17 protein-coding genes are annotated in these 16,394 nt (G+C 46.7%); 16 read left to right on the top strand and 1 reads right to left on the bottom strand.

The genetic code is table 11. The features are described from left to right. Positions 1 to 28 precede the first annotated feature (28 nt). From AC1MBV_RS06775 to allB, 9 genes are all read left to right on the top strand, one after another. Entirely contained in the window at positions 29 to 1,564 is a 1,536-nt protein-coding gene (locus tag AC1MBV_RS06775) for a spore germination protein (protein WP_480947939.1), read from the top strand. Beyond that, positions 1,561 to 2,715, top strand: a complete 1,155-nt coding sequence (locus AC1MBV_RS06770) for a Ger(x)C family spore germination protein (protein WP_480947938.1) — start codon at positions 1,561 to 1,563, stop codon at positions 2,713 to 2,715. The genes AC1MBV_RS06775 and AC1MBV_RS06770 overlap by 4 nt, the downstream gene beginning before the upstream one ends. A 719-nt stretch (positions 2,716 to 3,434) precedes the next feature. Next, positions 3,435 to 4,661, top strand: coding sequence for an MFS transporter (locus tag AC1MBV_RS06765; RefSeq protein WP_480947937.1), 1,227 nt, complete (start codon positions 3,435 to 3,437; stop codon positions 4,659 to 4,661). Positions 4,662 to 4,686: 25 nt separating this feature from the next. Beyond that, complete coding sequence (locus AC1MBV_RS06760) at positions 4,687 to 5,466, top strand: IclR family transcriptional regulator (protein ID WP_255747301.1); 780 nt, start codon at positions 4,687 to 4,689, stop codon at positions 5,464 to 5,466. 135 nt (positions 5,467 to 5,601) lie between these two features. Further along, complete coding sequence (locus AC1MBV_RS06755; RefSeq protein ID WP_480947936.1) at positions 5,602 to 6,882, top strand: allantoate amidohydrolase; 1,281 nt, start codon at positions 5,602 to 5,604, stop codon at positions 6,880 to 6,882. Continuing rightward, positions 6,879 to 7,661, top strand: a complete 783-nt coding sequence (locus tag AC1MBV_RS06750) for a dihydroorotate dehydrogenase electron transfer subunit (RefSeq protein ID WP_480947935.1) — start codon at positions 6,879 to 6,881, stop codon at positions 7,659 to 7,661. The genes AC1MBV_RS06755 and AC1MBV_RS06750 overlap by 4 nt, the downstream gene beginning before the upstream one ends. Continuing rightward, positions 7,658 to 8,566: a dihydroorotate dehydrogenase gene (locus tag AC1MBV_RS06745; protein WP_480947934.1), complete on the top strand. Its 909-nt coding sequence runs from the start codon at positions 7,658 to 7,660 to the stop codon at positions 8,564 to 8,566. The genes AC1MBV_RS06750 and AC1MBV_RS06745 overlap by 4 nt, the downstream gene beginning before the upstream one ends. Then, the gene (locus tag AC1MBV_RS06740; protein ID WP_480947933.1) at positions 8,556 to 8,864 is read left to right on the top strand and encodes a hypothetical protein; all 309 of its coding nucleotides are present in this window, start codon (positions 8,556 to 8,558) and stop codon (positions 8,862 to 8,864) included. Before AC1MBV_RS06745 ends, AC1MBV_RS06740 begins: the two co-directional genes overlap by 11 nt. A gap of 564 nt (positions 8,865 to 9,428) precedes the next feature. Next, the gene (allB, locus tag AC1MBV_RS06735; protein WP_480947932.1) at positions 9,429 to 10,823 is read left to right on the top strand and encodes an allantoinase AllB; all 1,395 of its coding nucleotides are present in this window, start codon (positions 9,429 to 9,431) and stop codon (positions 10,821 to 10,823) included. 327 nt (positions 10,824 to 11,150) lie between these two features. On the opposite strand, the gene AC1MBV_RS06730 is transcribed toward allB, so the two are convergent. Then, the gene (locus AC1MBV_RS06730; RefSeq protein ID WP_255747293.1) at positions 11,151 to 11,285 is read right to left on the bottom strand and encodes a hypothetical protein; all 135 of its coding nucleotides are present in this window, start codon (positions 11,283 to 11,285) and stop codon (positions 11,151 to 11,153) included. 240 nt (positions 11,286 to 11,525) lie between these two features. Between AC1MBV_RS06730 and AC1MBV_RS06725 the strand changes: the two genes are divergently transcribed. The 7 genes from AC1MBV_RS06725 (at position 11,526) to AC1MBV_RS06695 (ending at position 16,383) form a co-directional block, all read left to right on the top strand. Next, positions 11,526 to 11,690, top strand: coding sequence for an amidohydrolase family protein (locus AC1MBV_RS06725; RefSeq protein ID WP_480947931.1), 165 nt, complete (start codon positions 11,526 to 11,528; stop codon positions 11,688 to 11,690). A gap of 248 nt (positions 11,691 to 11,938) precedes the next feature. Further along, positions 11,939 to 13,213 carry an AAA family ATPase gene (locus AC1MBV_RS06720; RefSeq protein WP_480947930.1) on the top strand — a complete coding sequence of 425 codons (1,275 nt, stop codon included), beginning with the start codon at positions 11,939 to 11,941 and terminating at the stop codon, positions 13,211 to 13,213. After that, complete coding sequence (locus AC1MBV_RS06715; RefSeq protein WP_480947929.1) at positions 13,210 to 13,842, top strand: RloB family protein; 633 nt, start codon at positions 13,210 to 13,212, stop codon at positions 13,840 to 13,842. The genes AC1MBV_RS06720 and AC1MBV_RS06715 overlap by 4 nt, the downstream gene beginning before the upstream one ends. Further along, the gene (locus AC1MBV_RS06710) at positions 13,839 to 14,045 is read left to right on the top strand and encodes a hypothetical protein (protein WP_480947928.1); all 207 of its coding nucleotides are present in this window, start codon (positions 13,839 to 13,841) and stop codon (positions 14,043 to 14,045) included. The genes AC1MBV_RS06715 and AC1MBV_RS06710 overlap by 4 nt, the downstream gene beginning before the upstream one ends. 151 nt (positions 14,046 to 14,196) lie before the next feature. Further along, on the top strand, positions 14,197 to 15,225 hold the full coding sequence (locus tag AC1MBV_RS06705) for a hypothetical protein (protein WP_480947927.1): 1,029 nt from the start codon (positions 14,197 to 14,199) through the stop codon (positions 15,223 to 15,225). A 315-nt stretch (positions 15,226 to 15,540) separates the two neighbouring features. Further along, positions 15,541 to 15,714 carry a hypothetical protein gene (locus AC1MBV_RS06700; RefSeq protein WP_480947926.1) on the top strand — a complete coding sequence of 58 codons (174 nt, stop codon included), beginning with the start codon at positions 15,541 to 15,543 and terminating at the stop codon, positions 15,712 to 15,714. Positions 15,715 to 15,909: 195 nt separating this feature from the next. Then, entirely contained in the window at positions 15,910 to 16,383 is a 474-nt protein-coding gene (locus AC1MBV_RS06695) for an Rrf2 family transcriptional regulator (RefSeq protein WP_480947925.1), read from the top strand. Positions 16,384 to 16,394: the final 11 nt, after the last annotated feature.

Raw genomic sequence — 16,394 nt, 5'->3', positions numbered from 1 at the left:
ATAGGTGCTGATGAGTGTCTGGAACTTTTTGCGTCAATGGAAAGGAAAAAGCAAAAAGAAAACGCCGGAACAACTGTATCTTGCTCCGGAAGCGTCGCAAATGATCAGCGGCAGCCTCAATAAAAACAAGCACATTTTGGATCAGGCATATCAAGACTGTGCCGATGTGATTCAGCGCGTCATTCGATTCGGGGAAAAAGGAGAGAGCGGTGCACTGCTTGTTTATCTTGAAGGCACCGCAAATGTTGAAGAGATCGACGAGCATGTCATAAAAAGTCTGCAAAAAAGCAAGAAACCTGTGCGCAGTCTTGAGGATATGAAGCAGGCGTTGTCTGTAACCGATGCCCAGAAGATCAAGCAATTCGCCGATGTATTCAAAAATGTCTCGGATGGAAAGCCGGTTCTTTTTCTGGATGGGGTGCCGTCTGCGCTGATCCTGGGATTGACCAAGTGGGCAACGCGTTCGGTTGAAGATACACCGACGGAACCAGTCATCCGCGGTGCCAAAGAAGGCTTTGTCGAATCGTTGCATGTGAACATCTCTCTGATTCGCAGGCGGATTCGGACACCGAAACTAAAGGTGAAGACGTTGGAGGTCGGTGATTATTCGCGCACGCAGGTCGCACTCACTTATATGGATGGTATTTGCGATAAAAAGCTGATTCAGGAAATTCTGGATCGCGTCAATCGGGTCTCCATTGACGGCGTCTGGGACGGAGGCATGATTCAGGAGCAGATTCAGGATCAGCGCTGGAGTATTTTTCCGCAGATCCAGACAACCGAACGGCCGGACACGATCTGCGCCGCAATGTTAGAGGGGCGCGCCGCACTCTTTTTTGAAGGCACCCCGAATGTACTGATCATGCCTACCACCTTTTTCGCCTTCATGCAATCACCGGAAGATTACTATTCAGGATTTATAATCAGCACGCTGCTCCGAATCCTGCGTACGATTTTTATTCTCATTGCACTACTTGCACCGGCTTTTTACATTGCGGTCATCACCTTCCATCAGGAGCTGATTCCGACCACATTGATCATGTCTGTTATCCAATTTCGAGAGCAGGTGCCCTTCCCGGCAGTGGTTGAAGCCGTGGGCATGGAAATTACATTCGAAGGCTTGCGCGAAGCGGGTGTTCGTCTGCCGCGTCAGATCGGACCGGCAATCAGCATCGTCGGCGCGCTTGTCATCGGGCAAGCGGCCATTCAAGCCAGTCTCGTATCACCGGCGATGGTCATCGTCGTCTCCATCACTGCGATTGCCTCATTCATGATTCCGCATTATGACCTGTCCATTGCGATCCGAATCCTGCGTTTTCCGATTATGATCATTGCCAGTATGTTCGGCTTACTCGGTGTTGTGTTGTCGGTCATCTGCATTGTGATTCATCTGACCTCGCTCCGGTCATTCGGTATCCCTTATTTTGAACCGTTCGCGCCGTTCAGGAAAAAAGCGTCACTCGACAGCGTCGTGCGTGCACCGCTATGGGTTCAGAAACAGAATCCTCAAGGTGCTCATGGAAACAGAAACCAATCCGTGAAAGGCAGGGGGCAAAAGACATGAAGCAACACGCAATACATACGGGAAAAATCCTGCTGCTCATAATCCTGCTCATTCTTCCGACCCTCAGCGGATGCAAGGATCACCATGAGTTGGACAATCTCGCCCTGGTCATGGCAACGGGAATCGACATGACAGATGAGGGGCGGATCCGGATCTCCCTGCAGCTGTTTGTGCCGCAGACCGGACAAGCACAGCAATCTGCCGGGTCAACCCCCATTCAGAATCAATCTTTTGTCACCACCGAGACCGGAGAAACCATTACCGACGCATTCAATAATATTACCAGACGTATGTCGCGGCGCCTGTTCCGCGGGCACAATACAGTGATCGTGATCAGTACGAGCATCGCACGCGACCGCTTAGGTGAAGTGCTCGATTACTGCCAGCGGATGCGGGAAATACGACAGCGAACGTTGCTTTTTGTCACCGACGATAAAGTTTCCGATATATTGGCTGCCCAATCCGTTTTGGAACGGAACTCGTCCATCGCACTCATGAAGCAGGAGCGAAAGCATGTGAACCTGGAGACAACGATCCGTGACATCAGCCTGATGAAGACACGCCCCAACAAACCCATAACGATTCCATGCATCAAACTGACCGAGGATCGCACCGACCCGCGAAAGAAGGTCATTGACACGGTGGGCTCAGCCATTTTTTCCAAAGAAATTTTGAATGGAAAGCTCAACGTACGCCAAACCTTTGGCATGCTGATGATGACCGGTGCTTTTGAAGATAATATCTTTTCCTTTTCGCCAAGAGATGAAAAAGGAGCAATTTCAGTTGATGTACAGGCGGTCCATGTCCATGTGCGACCGACGATACACCAAGGACAGTGGATTCTCGATGTTGACCTGCGTGGCAGAGGGGCGCTGGTAGAAAACAGTACCCATCTGGACCCAATGAAAAACAGAGACTACACGATCATTGAGGAAAGCACCGGCCATTTTCTTTCCTCCGTCATTCACAGCGGATTCCGGAAAAGCCAAAAGCTGAACAGCGATGTCTACATGACCTATCAGGCCTTTGACCGCAAATACCCGGCAGAGTTTCAAAAGTGGGAAAAGCACTGGCCGGATATCTACCGCACCATTAAGCTGCGCATTCATCCGCATATCGAACTGATTCATTCAGGCGCGATCACCGATTAAATTTAGGAAAGGATTGACGACGATCAGGTTATAGATTCGGTTGGGCAATCAGATTAAGTGCCCAATCTGATAAATAAGCGGAAAAATTCCGCTTAATTAGAAAATGAATGAAAAAATAGCTTAAATAGACGGAGAAATTCCGCTTATTCAATCGAAAACCGTGAAAATGAAGGGTTTTGCTTTGCATAGGCGGAAAAATTCCCCTTATTTACCGGCGAAATAAGCTCCATAGTGCACATAACCGGAAAATCTCCGCTTATTTTACTCGTTACATATTGCCCGGAAACAGGAGTGCCTGTTCAAGCACAAGGTTGACGATTCAAAATTGCATTTGGAGCAAAGGATCTTTCGAAAAGCCTACATGTCCTGTGAAAGTACGTCCTGCACAAAGCGAAAGTCCGCAAACTGCGGAAATAGGGAGTGGGCTGTGCCCATTTTTCTGAGTTTGCATGAAATGCCGATAAATCAATCGAATCCGGGAACATGTCCATGCGATAAAATGAATCGTATGATGTCGAATGAAAAAATAGTTTGTCATATATTCTGACACGATCCTTTTGCTTGTTTATAAGAAAGGTTACAATGACTTCATTCCTTTAATTTTAGTTTATTCAAAATAGAAACGATGTTCCACTCAATGGAACGATTATCTAGATCATTTGAATAAACACCTTGGGCACTCATAACAAATTTCAGAAAAAGAAGGGCAGAGAAGAAAAATGACCGAGTCAAACAGCACTGTGGAATTGAATGAAATTGGACCTTATCAGCACAAAACCCTGTGGGCATCGATTGTTGGTTATGCGATGGACGGGTTGGACATGATGATGCTTTCGTTTGTACTGCCATTAATTATCGCTTATTACAGCCTCAATCCTGCGCAAGCAGGAAGCATCTCGACGATTACCATGCTTGGCGTTGTGATCGGCGGTTATGCATTTGGTATTCTGGCCGACAGCTATGGACGTGTCCGTGTGTTCACATGGACGATTCTCGTATTTTCCGTGTTTACTGGATTATGCGCGTTCGCACCAAATTACGAAACGTTTAACATTTTCCGGTTTCTCTCCGGACTTGGTCTTGGCGGCGAGTTCGGGATCGGTATGACCCTTGTAACCGAAACGTGGCCGAAAAAGTCTCGGACGCGCGCCACTTCTTACGTTGCGCTGGGGTATCAAGGAGGAACGATCCTTGCGACACTGACTGCGGCGTTCATCGCACCGCATTTTGGTTGGAAAGGCGTATTCCTTGTAGGCGTTATTCCTGCACTGCTCGCTTGGTGGTCACGCCGCAGCCTAAAAGAACCGGATATTTGGCTGAAGACAAAGACTGAAAAAAAATCCTCCATTTCTATCGTTGAACTTTTCAAAAACTGGCGTATTACCGGTACAACGCTTGGCTTGATTATCATCTGCAGTGTGCAGAATTTCGGGTATTTCGGCATCATGAACTGGATGCCGACGATGCTCGCGCAGCAGCACCACTACACGATTAACGGTACCGTGGTTTGGACGATTTCAACGGTTATCGGCATGGTCATTGGCATTATTACGTTCGCTTGGCTTGCAGACAAATGGGGCCGCAAACCGGCATACATTACCTTTCAAATATGCGCGGCAATTATCGTATGGATCTATTTCCATATTGACAATCCGACAACGCTCGTAGTGCTCGGCTCTGTTCTCGGTTTCTTCGTAAACGGAATGATGGGCGGTTACGGCGCGCTGCTGGCTGAGCACTATTCAACGCGAGCACGTTCAACCGCTGAAAATATTATCTTTAATACCGGTCGATTCATCGGCAGCTTTGGTCCGCTGATCATCGGATTTATGGCGATGAACCATTCACTCAGTGCGGCGCTTGGTACCATCTCATTTGTTTATATTTTGGCAGCCGTGTCGATTCTCCTACTCGTTCCGGAGACGAAGGGCAAAGATCTCGTTTAATTAAAAAGGTACGAAGAGAAAGGACGTGATCACGATCGAATGGATGGACCGGTTTGTAAAGCTGATGGACCAAATCAGCAATTGCCCGGCTGCCGGAGTTGGGATTGCGGAGCTTTCACGGCAGACCTTGCTCAGTAAGGGAACCTTGCACCGAATGCTGCAGAGCATGATGGGATACCAATTAGTGGTGCAGGATCCGGAATCGAAAAAGTATATGCTTGGGCCGAAATCAATGGCCTGGGGCAGTGCGTTTCTCCAGAATCGGGATCCTGTTGGCTTGCTAGCACAGTATTGCAAGCAGGTTGGAGAAGAAACCGGCCTGTACGCATTTATCTGCCGTTTTCAATCCGATGAAATTTTCTGCACGCATACGCATCAGCCGTCCAGTGCAGGTAACAGCTTTTTCGTCCATGTCGGACAGCGTATGCCGGTACACGCGGCAGCGGCGGCTCAGATTATCATGGCATTTCAGTCGAATGCAGTGATTGACCGCCTGTTGGACAAAGAAAAATTGGATCCATTGACACCTTTTACTTTAACGGATGTCAACGATCTTCGGCAAAAGATTCAAGAGGCACGAGTTGAAAGAGCGGCATACTGCGAGCAGGAGCTTGAACTCGGCACAGCGGCATTATCTGTCCCGATTTTTCATGGGAAAGATCAGACCTCGATCAGCTTGAGCTTGGTTGGCGAATATCATTATTTCGATGCACATAAAGATAAATTGATTCAGGCATTACAGCGAGTGGCAGATCAAGCAAGCGATCACCTGAGCTCGATGCAGGCACTGAGTTCATTATTTTAAAATTAAAACAGCTGGCTGACGAGGGATCTTCTCGGGAGGCCAGCTCTATTTACTTCAAAGCACGAGAGAGAAAGTCATTGCGCAAACACGTAGAGAGACAACGGGTGACGTAACTATTTAGGAAATGCATTAAGGATGGCGATAGCAATGGTAGAGGTACAAAGATTCAAACAGACAATGGATCAACTTGGAAAAATAGGCAGCACGGATCGTGGGATGAAACGACTCGCTTATAGTAAAGAGGAAAAACAAGCGACCGACTATTTTATAGCACAGTGCAAGGCAGCGGGACTATCGGTACGAATGGACGCGGCCGGCAATGTGATCGCGCACAGGACCGGTACCTGTCCGGAGCTTCCGGCGATCGGAATCGGCTCCCATCTCGACACAGTCTATGAAGGCGGAAAATATGACGGGGCAATAGGCGTTCTTGCAGCATTGGAAATTGTGCGTGATCTGAATGATCGACACATCCGGACGAAACATCCAATCGACATTTTTGCGTTCGCCTGCGAAGAATCGGCAAGATTTGGATTCTCGCAAATCGGCAGCAAAGCAATAGCCGGACTGATCAAGCAAAAGGACATTGCAAGGCTTACAGATAAAGAGGGACGGACCATCCAATCCATAGTTGCGGAACGCGGGCTTGAATTCGGCCGCCTTGAAGAAGCACACCTGCAGAAACATGCCCTTGCTGCTTTTATGGAAATGCACATTGAACAAGGACCCATGCTTGAAGGAACAAACAGTCCAATCGGTGTGGTCAGCGGCATCGCCGCGCCGACGCGGTTCAACATTTGTGTGAAGGGACATGCGGCACATTCAGGCTCCACGCCGATGAATCAGAGACAGGATGCCTTGATCGGAGCAGCCGAGATCACCATTGAGCTCGAAAAAGCCGCCCGACGTGAAATGGAGCACGGAACCGTAGCCACGGTCGGTGATATTGAGATTGCACCCGGCGCGATGAATGTGGTCCCGGGCGAAACCCATCTGAAGGTCGACATTCGCAGTATTTCACGTACATCTAAGGATCGCGTCGTTCAATTTCTCTACACATTCCTTGATCATTTACGCGCGACGCGGCATTTGCAGATCGATTGTACGCTGCTGAGCGATGAAACCCCGGTACGTATGGATGCCGATGTCATTAAGACCTTTGAGACCGTCTGCCGCAAGAAAAAAATTGGATTCATCCGTATGCCAAGCGGGGCAGGACATGACACCATGAACATGGCAGTCCTGTGCCCCGTAGGCATGATCTTTGTGCCATCCACCGGCGGTATCAGCCATCATCCTGATGAACATACCGATTTACAAGACATCATGACAGGAATCGAGGTTCTGGAGGCAGCCGTGCTTGAGCGAGCAGTCATTGAATCCAACACGAAAGCAGGTGTAAAACAAAGCCTATGAAATTATTCGATGCACGACTAATAGACAATCATCCTGTAAGTAGGCGTTATTGGCAGATGACCCTTGACGTGTCTGCACTCGACCGTCCGGTTCAACCCGGTCAGTTTTTCCACATCCGGTGCAGTGATAACTGGAAGAACCCGCTTCGGCGTCCACTCAGCGTTTACAACTATGACCATGAATCGCGCTGTCTCGAGTTTCTCTATCTGGTCAAAGGAAACGGTACGCAGCAGATGACCTTGATGAGAAAAGGCGACACGCTGAGCCTGCTCGGTCCGCTCGGGCATGGGTTTACGCTGCCGGATCAAGGGGCATTGCTTCTGATTGCGCGCGGCGTAGGCGTTGCCACGCTGCACGCCTTAGCAAGGCAGGCGCGTAGCGAAAATATGGAGGTACACGTGATCATGAGCGCGCGAACGCCAGGCGATCTATTGACGGTAGACACACTGAGCCGACTGGGTGCAACGGTATACTCAGTGACCGATCAAGAAGGAACCAGCTCAGTAGAATCCGTACGCGCGCTTTCAGAAAAATTAATTTGCGAAGAAGGAATCAGCGCAGTCTATACCTGCGGATCGAGCAGACTGGGCAAGCTCGTTCAGGAACTCGCAGAGACCTATCATCTAAAAGGGGAGCTTGCAACTGAAGCGCACATGGCATGCGGGATCGGCGACTGCTATGCCTGCGCATGCACGATTCGCAAAGGCAACCAGCTGAAAACAGTCCGCGTCTGTACAGAAGGCCCGGTATTCCCAATTAGTCAGGCGGTGCTGCAATGACTGATTTATCCGTAAGAATCGGTAGCCTGACCTTGAAAAATCCGGTTATGCCGGCGTCCGGCACATTCGGTCCCGAACTCGCCTCACTGCTCGACATTAACCAGCTTGGTGCGATCGTGCCGAAAAGTATCACTTTGTCTGCGCGCGGAGGTAATCAAACACCGCGCGTCTGCGAAACGGACGGAGGGATGATCAATTCAATCGGCATTCAAAGCAAAGGCATCGAGCAGTACATCACGCACATACTGCCCCTTTATCAAGACTATGATCCGCCGCTGATCGCCAGCATTTCCGGCGAATCAATAGAAGAATTCGAACTGCTTGCCGCGCGGCTGGACAAGCAGCCCGGCGTTGCGGCACTCGAACTCAATATTTCTTGTCCGAATCTGCGCGATAACGGACAAGCCTTTGGTATGAGTGCGGAGACCACCGATGAGCTGCTCCGCACTGTGCGCAAAGTGACCGGCAAGCCGCTGATTGCCAAGCTGACACCGAATGTGACACGCATTCAGGACATCGCCGAAGCCGCAGAGCGAGGGGGTGCCGACGCACTTACAGTCGCCAATACATTCCTGGCGATGGCGATTGATACGGAAACTCGCAAACCGCGCATTGGCAACATCATGGGCGGATTGTCCGGCGCGGCTGTCAAACCGCTCATCGTTCGGCTTATCTATCAAGCACACCAAGCAACCGACCTGCCCATTATCGGCAGCGGCGGCATCATGAACGGCCAAGATGCAATTGAGATGATCCTTGCCGGCGCAACGGCCGTCCAGATCGGCACGGCGACCTTTGTCAAACCGAATGCCATGAATATAATCACCGATGAAATCACGGATTACCTCGAGCGCCATCACATTGACCAAATCACAGATCTCATCGGTCAGGTTGATGTCAGCTAAAGAAAAACACGGAGATCCCGACAGGCGAGTTCAACCCAAACAAAGGAAAGTTGAACCTAATGAACTAAAAGTTGAACCAAAGAAGTCAAAAGTTCAACCGAAAAAAAGAGTTCAACCCAAACGAAGGAAAGTTGAACCTAACGAACCAAAAGTTGAACCCAAGCAGTCAAAAGTTCAACCGAAAAAAAGAGTTCAACCCAAACGAAGGAAAGTTGAACCCAATGAATCAAAAGTTCAGCCAAAGAAGTCAAAAATTGAACCGAACAGAAAGAGTTCAACCCAAACAAAGGAAAGTTGAACCCAACGAACCAAAAGTTGAACCGAAGCAGTCAAAAGTTCAACCGAACAAAAGAGTTCAACCCAAACGAAGGAAAGTTGAACCCAATGAATCAAAAGTTGAACCGAAGCAGTCAAAAGTTGAACCGAACAAAAAGAGTTCAACCCAAACGAAGGAAAGTTGAACCTAACGAACCAAAAGTTCAACCAAAGCAGTCAAAAGTTGAACCGAACAGAAAGAGTTCAACCCAAACAAAGGAAAGTTGAACCTAACGAACCAAAAGTTGAACCCAAACGAAGGAAAGTTGAACCCAACGAACCAAAAGTTGAACCGAACAAAAAGATTTCAACCCAAACGAAGGAAAGTTGAACCCAATGAACCAAAAGTTGAACCCAATGAACTAAAAGTTCAACCAAACATGTAAAACGATACTCAACTCACTTCTTAATTACCGAGCTGACAGATCCGCCCATCCGGCGGATCTTCCAAATAGAAAAGCGCGGACAAGCCTTTGGCTATCCGCTCGCAAATCCCGTATAATGAAAGACAACAAAAGCGCACAGAACGGATGGAGGCTCAAAACAGATGAACTGGGATTACGTCATCAAGAACGGAACCATCGTCACACCACACGAAACTTATCAAGCTCATATTTATATTAATGATGGAAAAATCGCCGCCATCTCAAAGCAGCCGCTCGATGGAGAAGCAACAAGAGAAACCGATGCAACCGGCCAATACATACTACCTGGACTGATCGACGTCCACGTGCATTCGCGCGACCCAGGTCCGACCTACAAAGAGGACTTTTTCACCTCAACCCAGGCAGCCGCAGCCGGTGGAATCACAACGATCTTCGACATGCCGAACACCACACCGCCGACGCGTGATGCAGCAAGCTTCCATGCACAGGTCGCCAACCTGACGCCCAAGGCGCATGTCGATTTCGGCATCTGGGGTATCGCACTCGGCCCGATGAACAACGCGCAGCTGCCCGAGCTCCATGAAGCCGGCGTCATCGGCTTCAAGTACTTCTGGGGCTACGCCGTCAACAAGAACACCTTCCAGCTCACCTACAACTATGAGCCGGGAATGACCGACGTCCTGCCGCCGCTATCCGACGGTGAAGTGTACGAAATTTTCCAAAACGTAGCTAAAACTGGTCAAGTGCTGGCGATCCATGGTGAAGACAGCAGCCTGATTCAAGTGCTCACAGAGCAGGTGAAAAAAGCGAGCCGCACCGATTACAATGCGCTGCTCGACGGACGGCCGAATTTGGCTGAAGAAGTCACGGTTCAGATGGGAACCTCTTTTTCAAGAGCCTCCGGCGCCAAGCTGCATGTGCTTCATGTGACCACGGCAGAAGCGGCCGACGCCATCCGACGCGCCCAAGCGCAAGGTGCGCCGGTCAGTGCCGAGACCTGTCCGCACTACCTGTTCCTCAGCAACGAGGACTATCCGAAGGTTGGCCCGGTCATGAAAATCTATCCGCCGGTCAAATATGAAAAAGATAAAGAAGCACTTTGGCAGGCGATCAGTGACGGTACGATCACCATCGTCTCATCTGATCACGCACCGCACACGCCTGAAGAAAAAGCGGGCAGCCTATGGGAGATTCCCGCCGGCATGCCCGGAACCGAAACGATGGCACCGCTCATGCTGAATGCAGTCAACGAAGGCAAACTTAGCCTGCAGAAGCTGACCGCGCTGATGGCCGAAAACCCGGCCAAACGCTTCAGCATTTACCCGCAGAAAGGATCGCTCGAAGTCGGCACCGACGCCGACATCACGATCGTCGACATGAACAAGAAAGCGACGATCAAGGCAGCCGGCTTGCACAGCAAAAGCAAAGTCACCGCCTATGACGGCTGGCGCGTCAAAGGCGTTCCAGTCGAAACCATCGTCCGTGGCGAAACCGTCATGAAGAACGGCGAAATCGTCCACAAGCCGCTGGGACAAGTGATCAAACCGGGAAAATAAAGAAACGAAGGGCAAAAGTCCACATCCGGACGTTTGCCTTTTTTGCGCAGTTTAGGACCTACTGCGCAACAACCACTATAATTCATCAGTTCTCAAAACAGTCACGAAACCGTACCTTTCAATAAAATATTGAAAGGATATATGGCTAAGCGCAGATTCTAGGGCGAAGGATGGCTGTTGTTTATGTTTAATCATTAGATGACATTCGAGAATTTTTTTGCTACAATAAAAATATAAATAATGCGTCGAACCACATAAAAGACTTCTGACCTTGAGTAAGTCAGAAGTCTTTTATCATTCCGAAGGGTATAAATTCCCTTCTGTTGCCTAAAACTGAGACAGTAGCCAAGTAAGAAGAACCGGCACAATCGCAATAATCAGAGGAATGAGTAGTTCCTCAATGAGTATGTGTTGGCGCTCTTCTTGCTTTTTTTGTAACTGTTTCTTGCTGCGTCGAACCACGTGATCACCTCCTTCACGTTGTATAATCAAACGCGAAGAAAGCAATCAAAACTATATTTAGGCAACATAAAAAATTATAACAAATCTCGGACACGACGAATACCACTGTTATAAGGACTGATACATTACACAAAATTGATTGGAATGAAAAGGATCATATATAAAATAATTTCTACGGTTAATATCGTAGAAATTTTTATTTTCACAAAAAAGCGGGCCGGCATGCCTCGCACCAAAACGATGGCGCCGCTCATGCTCAACGCAGCCCACGAAGGCAAGCTCAGCCTGCAGAAGCTGACCGCGCTGATGTCCGAGAACCCAGCCAAACGCTTCGGCATTACCCCGCAGAAAGGCTCGCTCGAAGTCGGCACCGATGCCGACATAACGATCGTCGACATGGAATAAGGAAGCTACGATCAAAGCAACCAACCTGCACAGCAAAAGCAAAGTCACTGCCTACGATGGTTGGCGCGTCAAAGGCATTCCAGTCGAAACCATTGTTCGCGGCGAAACAGTCATGAAGAACGGCGAAATCGTCCACTATCTTTTTTTAGACAAAATGAGAAATAATCTCAATATACGTGTTTTATTTCTGCATAATGTATATAATAGGAATATAAATCGAGAATAATTCGAAGGTTGAGGTGTGCTGTATGATCCTGCAATTCAGTGTTGGTAATTTTTTATCCTTTAGGGACGAAGTGACATTGAGCATGGTCGCCTCCAGAATAACGGAACATAAAGATACCCATTTAATTAAGTTACCGCACATAAATTTGCTCAAAACTGCCGTTGTCTACGGAGCTAACTCAAGTGGAAAGAGCAATCTGATTAAGGCAATTGCGTTTATGAGGGGATTTGTTCAGTCATCTTCGAAAGAGGGACAAATTGGAGAAGAAATTGGTGGAATCGACAGTTTTAAGCTGAATACGGTAAACGCAGAAAAACCAAGTTTATTTGAAATTGTATTTGTTCATCAAGAGAAACAATATCGTTATGGTTTCGAGGCAGACCGCAAAGAAGTAAAAAGCGAATGGTTATACGTTGCCAATTTAGGTGGAAAAGAGAAAGAACTTTTTTATCGCGAGAATGGGAAAATAACAGTAACGAAAGATTTTCAGGAAGGTGAAGGACTAGAAAAAAGGACAAGAAGCAATGCGTTATTTTTATCGGTAGTGGCTAATTTAAATGGTGAACAAGCAACAGGTATCCTCTATTGGTTTAAAAACCTGCGCGTACTAGATGGACTAACTGACTTCACAATTGGTTACACCATGAAAAAAATTCAAGATGCATCTTCTAAGAAAGAATTAATGATACTTATTAATAGACTGGATTTAGGTATTGAGGATCTCATTGTTGAAGACGAACCGATCCCTAATGAAATGTATGAAATAATAAAAAGACTATCTTCACCTGCCAATACTGATCAATTGCCAACACATCATAGCGTCAGTACTCTGCATAAAAAATATGATGGAAATAATCAGTTCGTAGGTCTAGAGAAGTTTCGCATGGCGGTCAATGAGTCGGAGGGAACAAAGAAAGTCATTTCCTTATTGGGACCAATTATCGATACACTAAACCATGGCAGAATTCTTGTTGTTGACGAACTTGATGCAAAACTGCATCCGCTTTTAACACGATTTATTATTCGTTTATTTCATTCAAATGAGTTCAATAAAAAAAATGCACAGCTGATTTTTAACTCTCATGACACGAATTTATTAAGCAAGGAATTTTTCAGAAGAGATCAGCTTTGGTTTACCGAAAAGGACGAATATGGAGCAACTGACTTATATGCCTTATCTGACTACAACGTCAGAAAAGATGCAAGTTATGAAAAAGATTATTTACACGGTAAGTATGGATCCATTCCTTATATAGGTTCATTTGATTTCTCCGATAAGGAAGGGAAAATTAAATGAATCGTGCGAGAAGAAGAAGAGAAACAAAAGACTTTCGCCGTAAATTCGGGCAACGCGGCCAAATAAAAAATTTGATTCTCATTGTCTGTGAAGGTAAGCAAACAGAACCAAATTATTTCAGAGGTTTCAAGTTAACCAATGTAGATGTCGATGGTGCAGGAGCAGATCCTATGACCGTAGTTGAACGAGCAAAAGAAATCGTTTTGGAACAGCACAAGCTTGGAAAAAACTATGATCAAATTTGGTGCGTTTTTGATCGAGATGAATTTCCGGCAGAACGGTTTAACAATGCAATAATTACAACAAGACAACTGAAAAATTTTCATTCAGCATATTCCAATGAGGCATTTGAGCTATGGTATGTTTTGCATTTTGAATACCTCAACTCTGGAATCATGAGACAAGACTACATTAAAAAGTTAAACGAATATCTTGATTGCCCTTATAAGAAAAATGATCCTGCCATATATCAACTATTGTTGGAAAAAGGTGATCAACAATATGCAATAAGGAATGCGGAAAGGTTGCTTGCTTGTTACTCACCTAGTAATCCATGCGAAGATAATCCTTCGACAACCGTACACGAACTGGTCAAGGTGTTAAATCAATATAAGCTAAAAGTTCATTGAAGGCCGACATTACGATCGTCGACATGAACAAGGAAGCGACGATCAAAGCAGCCAATCTGCACAGCAAAAGCAAAGTCACTGCCTATGACGGCTGGCGCGTCAAAGGTGTCCCAGTCGAAACCATCGTCCGCGGCGAAACCGTCATGAAGAACGGCGAAATCGTCCACAAGCCACTGGGCCAAGTGATCAAGCCGGGAAAATAAAGAAACGAAAAGGCAAAAGTCAGAGCGAGGACTTTTGCCTTTTTTTGCGCAGTCAGCCTTTAACTTTGTCATGGTCGGACATTTAGAGTATACGAAAAGGCATGTTGCAGTTTATAATGCTCGTAAACAATAAAAATCGAGGGGAGACCCAATGAAAAAAATAGCGAGTGCGCTCGTGTTCCTATGCCTGCTCGTGTTGTTGGCTGCCTGCGGCGGAGCGGATGCAGAAAAAAGCAATCAAAAATCCAAGCAAACACATGTGAAAAGTTCAGAAACAAGCAAACATGCGAAGAATGAAGCACCGTCAACCCCATCCGCAAATAGAGGAACCGCCTCGTCTTCATCCGGTCAAGGGGCAAAAATGGATTCGAATACTGTCAAGAAGCAACCCTATAGCGGGTATTGGACATCCACGAACGATCCGCTTCATTCCATAACTATCCGACCGGACCGAATTTTGTACAATGAAGGAATGGACAGTTACGGACAAGTCGCTTGGAGTAATCAGCTGACGACCAAAGGCAACCAAATCATCGTGCGGAAAGCACCGCTGATTGGAGACGGCGGCCAAGCAGCCGGCTTCGTGACGCAGACCATGACCTTATCGAAAGACAAAAAGACGTTAAGTGTATCCGAAAATAAGGCTTACAGCAAAGATACAGCATGGGCTCAGTACTACGCGCGTTTTAATAAGTATTACTCCGGCGTGTTCAAAAAAGTGCAGACCAAAAACAGTAAAGCCGCATCTTCTGGTACGCAGTCGAGCAGTGCTAACAGTACAAAGCCTGCCAACGATTCCGGTACCGGATATAATGGAATCTGGTCCAATACAAAGAAAACCTTTAACCAATACTATAAAAACCAATTTACCGATCATGGACCTACCGAACCTATACAAATCGTAACGATTGAAATGCCGGTCTATAATGTCGCGAAGATCTCCATAGACAACATTCTAGGTAATATGCAGGCCCCGGGGACAATGAAACATGTGGTTGCGATCGATCTCAAGGGCAGAGGACAATTTCACTTCGTCGACAGTTTTCATAATAAAGGCGGAATCGCAAAATTCCAATTTAGAGACAACAAGGTCTACTATGAAATTCACTATTCAATCAAGCCGAAAGACACGTCAATTCCTGAAGGTACGCATGTGCTCAGCCTGAGAAGAGGCGGGTAAAAGCGGACCTACTGCGCAACACTCACTATCATTCATCAGTTCGCAAAGCCACCAAACCGTACCTTGGTTTAGTGGCTTATTCTTTATCCGGGAAATCTCAAAATTAATCGGAGAAAACCCCAATTTAATCCGGTAAAAATCCAAACCAATCAGGTGAAAAAGGCTCATAATCCGAGAAACGAGCCCGAGCGCCGCATGTATCCAGGGAAACTCAAAATTAATCTAGGAAAAATCTCTTTTTATTCCTTTTTTAAGCAATTCTTAAGAATCATCACCTATCTTATTGATTTGGCTTAAAGAAGGAGGCAGCATAGATTGGATCAGAAAACAGAAAAATTAGTGGCATTAATTTATGATTTACACGAAGATGTGAATAAGCTGAAGAATAAAATACATGAACATCGTCAAAATCCGGAAATCGTTGCAGAACTCTTAAGTGATGTCGAACGGATCCATCAAAAATTAAAGAAAATGGAAGAGCAGCAGTAAATTTCAATCATGACCAAAAGCAGCGTTCTTGTGCCGCCCGCACAATGGCGCTGTTTTTTTACGTATATATTATTTCACTAATGACGAGAAAAACTGAAAAAATAACCCTTGGATAATTGTTATCTATGGACAAAATATATCTATGGATATAAAATAGCTAAGTAAAGAGCGATCCATAGAGAAGGGGAAGCAGACATGAAAATGAAAAGCGGTGTTGAACAGGCGATTTGTATCCTTGCGATGCTCGCGACACAAACGGATCAAAAACCGCTGAAGAGCTTCGTGCTCAGTCAGCGGCTGCAGGTTTCCGATTCATACTTGAAGAAAATGGTTCGCAAGCTGGTCGTCGCCGGTCTTGTCGAATCCTCAGCAAGCAAGGAAGGCGGCTTTTCACTCGCAAAACCTTCATCCAAGATGACCATGCTGGATATATTTGAAGCCATTGAGGGCAAAGAGAGCGCCATTCACTCATCACATCTCGCTGAACATGTGTTTTTCACCAATGACTCGGTGATTAAGAAGGAAAACGAAGTGCTGAACATCTTCTATGATGCGGAAAGGCTTTTCAAGGAAAAATTGAACCATTTTTCACTGGATGATGTTCTGACGAGTCATGACTATGAAAAGAAATCATTTGACTGGGAAAGCATAGCTCGCGAAGTCAACTGATCTAAGAAAGG

It is taken from the genome of Sporolactobacillus sp. PKPK-6 (genome assembly GCF_056678885.1).
The sequence above is the reverse complement of the archived record's forward strand: the minus strand, read 5'-3'. Positions and strand labels throughout refer to the sequence as shown.

What these genes read in the sequence shown, in the direction of transcription:
- AC1MBV_RS06755 (WP_480947936.1), top strand. Translation starts at nt 5,602, where the DNA reads ATGGCGATAGCAATGGTAGAGGTACAAAGATTCAAACAGACAATGGAT.
- AC1MBV_RS06765 (WP_480947937.1), top strand. Translation starts at nt 3,435, where the DNA reads ATGACCGAGTCAAACAGCACTGTGGAATTGAATGAAATTGGACCTTAT.
- AC1MBV_RS06740 (WP_480947933.1), top strand. Translation starts at nt 8,556, where the DNA reads ATGTCAGCTAAAGAAAAACACGGAGATCCCGACAGGCGAGTTCAACCC.
- AC1MBV_RS06705 (WP_480947927.1), top strand. Translation starts at nt 14,197, where the DNA reads ATGAAAAAAATAGCGAGTGCGCTCGTGTTCCTATGCCTGCTCGTGTTG.
- AC1MBV_RS06745 (WP_480947934.1), top strand. Translation starts at nt 7,658, where the DNA reads ATGACTGATTTATCCGTAAGAATCGGTAGCCTGACCTTGAAAAATCCG.
- AC1MBV_RS06770 (WP_480947938.1), top strand. Translation starts at nt 1,561, where the DNA reads ATGAAGCAACACGCAATACATACGGGAAAAATCCTGCTGCTCATAATC.
- AC1MBV_RS06725 (WP_480947931.1), top strand. Translation starts at nt 11,526, where the DNA reads ATGGCGCCGCTCATGCTCAACGCAGCCCACGAAGGCAAGCTCAGCCTG.
- AC1MBV_RS06750 (WP_480947935.1), top strand. Translation starts at nt 6,879, where the DNA reads ATGAAATTATTCGATGCACGACTAATAGACAATCATCCTGTAAGTAGG.
- AC1MBV_RS06715 (WP_480947929.1), top strand. Translation starts at nt 13,210, where the DNA reads ATGAATCGTGCGAGAAGAAGAAGAGAAACAAAAGACTTTCGCCGTAAA.
- allB (WP_480947932.1), top strand. Translation starts at nt 9,429, where the DNA reads ATGAACTGGGATTACGTCATCAAGAACGGAACCATCGTCACACCACAC.
- AC1MBV_RS06720 (WP_480947930.1), top strand. Translation starts at nt 11,939, where the DNA reads ATGATCCTGCAATTCAGTGTTGGTAATTTTTTATCCTTTAGGGACGAA.
- AC1MBV_RS06695 (WP_480947925.1), top strand. Translation starts at nt 15,910, where the DNA reads ATGAAAATGAAAAGCGGTGTTGAACAGGCGATTTGTATCCTTGCGATG.